Genomic DNA, 3,852 nt, shown 5'->3' with positions numbered 1-3,852 from the left:
CCCACCCCCCAACTAGAGGCCCCCATCTACCGCCTCCCCGGCGGCAACGTCGCCTGACAGCCCTCTTTTTACTCCTGCGGCCTCACTTCTGCGGCCGAGCCGGCACCACACGCTGAGGAACCGACTCCCGCGTGTCCCACCGCGTGCTCGCCAACCGCCGTTCGGTCAAAGTCAGCAGGTCAAAAACCTGCCGAGCGAGATATCCGGTGGTATTCCGCTCAAGCTGCTTAGGCGCCAGAATCCCCGCCCCGGCAAGTTCCTCCAACGCCTGCCGTGCCGCGGGATGTGTCACACGAAGCAACCGCTCCACGGTCCGCGCGGTCACCACCGGCGCCGCAGGCAACAATCCGAGCAACCGCGCGACCGCGGAGTCCGCACGGGGGGCAGGCCGCAGGTTCCGCGAAATCCGGAACCGCTGAAGCCGCTCCACCCACTCCTCATGCAGTTCGATCAGGTCGTCCGCGAACGTGTCGGCCTGCTCCACCGCCGTCGACGTCGCTTCGAGAAAGACCTCCAGCCAGCGGGCAAGACCGCTCTCCGCCTCCGGTGACGAAGCCTCACCCCTATACCTGTACGCGGTGAGTCCGGCCACATAAGCGTCAGACTGCGTGAGCAGCACCAGACTGATCGGAAGGATCGCGCTCCGGGTCAGCCCTCGCCGAGCGAGAACCGTATGGATGAGCGCACGACCGACCCTGCCATTGCCGTCGGTGAACGGGTGAATGGTCTCGAACTGCGCGTGCGCCAATGCGGCCTGCACAAGGGCCGCGTGCTGGGCCCCGTTGACATAGGCGGCGAGATCATCCATCAGCGGCTGGACATATTCCGGCGGCGGAGGAACGAACTCCGCGTCAAGCGGATGCCAGACACCGCCCCCGACCCAGTTCTGCATGCCCCGGAGCCCGTGATGCCTCTCATCAGGAAGCAGCACCCGATGAAGCGCGACAATGTCATCGACCGAGACCGCGTCCACCGCCACCAGCTCGGTGACCGCCTGCCGAATCGCCGTCACATTGTTCGCGACAAGCCGCGCCGTCGCCGTGAACCCCTTCGAGACACCATCATCCTGACCAGCGAGTTCGGCAAGGGCGACCTGCTGCGGCGAAGTCTGCAGCCCTTCGATCCTGGACGACGCGAGCGCTTCAGAACGAAGCAGAAACCGCGCGAAACCTTCAAGCCCATGGATCGCCGGATGCGCGACCAGCCGTTGCACCTTGCCTTCGACCTTGGCCACGTCCCGAGCCAACTGAGGCCCAAGCACGAGCGACCGCCCAACCAACGGATCGGGAACATACGGCCGGTAGACCCCACCCCGCCGATGCTTCTTACTGGGCGCATCCCAGACCGCAGCCCACAAGGCCTCCTGGTAGCCAGCCACCGCACCTATCCTTTCAATAACCCCACCGCTATGAAAGGATAACGCGTATCCTTTCATCAGCGTGTGAGCGATGCAAGGATACGGCTCCAGAGCAGGTCCAGCCGGACGTGCCAGGGTCGGGCTTGATCGACATGGGGAGTGCCGGGGATCGCCTCTACCGGTGGCAACGTGATCACCACGCTGCCGAGTGCCCGAGATCGAAGTCGACGAAGGTACATAGGCGCTCTGCCAATTGAGCTACGAAGCCCGAAGCTCCGACTGGATTCGAACCAGTAACAACCCCATTAGAAGTGGAAGTAGCCCTCGTCTGCGCACCGGGCACATTCTGAAGCTTTGCCTCCCCGAGATCGAAAGTGCCGACGGCATAGTGGAGATCGAATCCACACACCGGAAAGTGACTTCCGGTTTCTACCAAAGAAGTATCCGTCCTGCGGCGCACCGGGGAGGCGCACATCACGATGTTGCCGCCCGAGATCAAGATGACTGCAGTTTGCCCGCCAACCGGGCAATGTCCCCACGGGGTGGGAACATGGGGATTCGAACCTCGAAGTAGCTGCTGTCGTCGCACCGGGCGGTGCCGTGCAAAAAAGCTTCTTCCCCGAGGTCGGAGTCGGCGGCGGGCCTATACGATCGCTCTGCCGGACTTGAGCTACCACCCGGTAAAACCGGTCAGGTGGGCAGGATTCGAACCTGCAACCTATCGTTCCCGAAGTATCCGCTGCCTGCGCACCGGGGAAGTTCCGATTCAGTTGTCAGAGCTTTAGAGATCAGAGACAGCCCCGGGTCGATTTTGGAAGAAGGAACCGGAGCTTTCGCACCTGAAGCACTACCAACGTTATCGGGTTGCGTACCGTTTCACACCCGAATAAATCCCCCGCCACGTGGTGGTGGAGACCACGGTGATCGTGGACAGCCACAGCGATGGCAGGGAGCCACGGTGATGGCGGGATCATAGTGATGGCGGGGGCGGGCGGAGCCCGCGGGAAAACGAAGGGTTGGGTGGGAGACCACCCGGATTAGCCGGATTCATTCGGGCGACCTCGGGAATGGCGGGGCGGGCGGAGCCCGAGGGGAACAACGGGATGAGTGGGTGGGATGCGCCAAGATGGGTGAATGACGGAGACGCGATTGGCGGGTGCGATACGTCTTCCCTCGCAGGTATGGGTTCGTGGGCGTGGGCTCAGGCGGCCCGCGCCGGAGGGGATTTTTCCTGATCATGGGCTTTATCTGGGGTCCGAGCGGTTGCGGCGGCGGCATGATCGTTCGCTTGGGTGGCCTCGGGAGTGGATTGACTGGCCTGACTTCTGGGTGCCTCGGGATGGCGAGCGGGCTGTTCGTGAAATCCGGGCCTTGTACGAGTTCGCGCGGGTCGGCCGGAACGTCGAGGTTGCCTGTGGTGGGGGTGTCGGGCGGACGGGGACTGTGATCGCGTGTCTTGCGATTCTGGCTGGGGTGCCGTCTGGGGACGCGGTGGCGTGGGCCAGGGCGAACTATCATCCGCGGGCGGTGGAGATGCCCTGGCAGCGGCGGTGGGTGGAGCGGTTTCCTAAAGGGTGATCTTGACGGTGCCGTTTTCGAAGAGGACCGCGGCGGGGGTGCGGTTGGTGGGGATGTCGAAGACGAGGGTGCCTACCGCGGTTCCGCCGGAGGGTAGCGAGGTGGGGGCGGCGTCGGAGAGGTCGGTGGCGCCGTATTCCAGGCCGTCGTCGTCGACGAGAGTGACAGGGCTGGCTTCGACAGCGGATTCGGGGCCTTCGTTCTGGAGGAACCATCCGATCAGGCAGAAGTGGCCGACGGTGGATTCGGTTTCCTTGTAGGTGGGGGCGCCGCACCTGGGGGGATTGGGGATCTGGATACGGAATTCTCCGATCTGAGCCCATTCGCCGACGGAGACAGTGGTCACGCCGTCGGAGGTGACGACCTGGTCGTTCGACCGGGACAGGACCGTGGTGATGATCGCGGCGGTCGCGATGAGGGCCAGGGCGACCGCGATGGCCGCGACGACGAGCGGGCGACCACGGCGAGCCGAGCGAGCGCCGCTCTCGGTGGTGGATCCCAGCCCTCGATCTTGGTCGGCGGACGGCAGGATCGACGTTCTGGCTTCCGGGTTGTTCTGGGCATTCGGCGGCAGAGCCGAGGCCCCGGGCTCTGCTCCATGACCCGTGGGCCGCAGAGCCGTGGCCCCAGGCTCTACTCCTCCACCGGTCGGCGGCAGAGTCGTGGCTCCGGGTTCCGCTCCTTGACTGGTCAACGGCAGTGCCGTGGCTCCAGGCTCTGCTCCGTGACCGATCGGCGGGAGGGCCGTGACTTCAGGTCCCGCTTCTTGACCGGTCAACGGCAGGGCCGTGGCTCCCGCTCCTTGACCGGTCGGCGGCAGGGCCGTGATGGGCTCTCCTCCTTGAACGGTAGGCCGCGGGACCGTGGCTCCGGAGTCAGGTGCTTGAGCGGTGGGCGGCAGGACCGCGGGTTCGGGG

Annotated in this window: 3 protein-coding genes; 1 reads left to right on the top strand and 2 read right to left on the bottom strand. The window is 64.9% G+C overall.

Going from position 1 to position 3,852, the window contains the following annotated elements; genetic code table 11:
* Positions 1-82 precede the first annotated feature (82 nt).
* On the bottom strand, positions 83-1,378 hold the full coding sequence (locus Amac_RS53275) for a Fic family protein (RefSeq protein ID WP_218041816.1): 1,296 nt from the start codon (positions 1,376-1,378) through the stop codon (positions 83-85).
* Positions 1,379-2,491: 1,113 nt separating this feature from the next.
* Between Amac_RS53275 and Amac_RS53270 the strand changes: the two genes are divergently transcribed.
* Positions 2,492-2,935, top strand: a complete 444-nt coding sequence (locus Amac_RS53270) for a phosphatase domain-containing protein (protein ID WP_155362058.1) — start codon at positions 2,492-2,494, stop codon at positions 2,933-2,935.
* Here Amac_RS53270 and Amac_RS53265 read toward each other — a convergent pair.
* Positions 2,925-3,629: a DUF4352 domain-containing protein gene (locus Amac_RS53265; protein WP_155362057.1), complete on the bottom strand. Its 705-nt coding sequence runs from the start codon at positions 3,627-3,629 to the stop codon at positions 2,925-2,927. The two genes, Amac_RS53270 and Amac_RS53265, sit on opposite strands and share 11 nt — an antisense overlap.
* Positions 3,630-3,852 lie beyond the last annotated feature (223 nt).

Source organism: Acrocarpospora macrocephala (assembly GCF_009687865.1).
GTDB classification, from domain to species: domain Bacteria; phylum Actinomycetota; class Actinomycetes; order Streptosporangiales; family Streptosporangiaceae; genus Acrocarpospora; species Acrocarpospora macrocephala.
The sequence above is the reverse complement of the archived record's forward strand: the minus strand, read 5'-3'. Positions and strand labels throughout refer to the sequence as shown.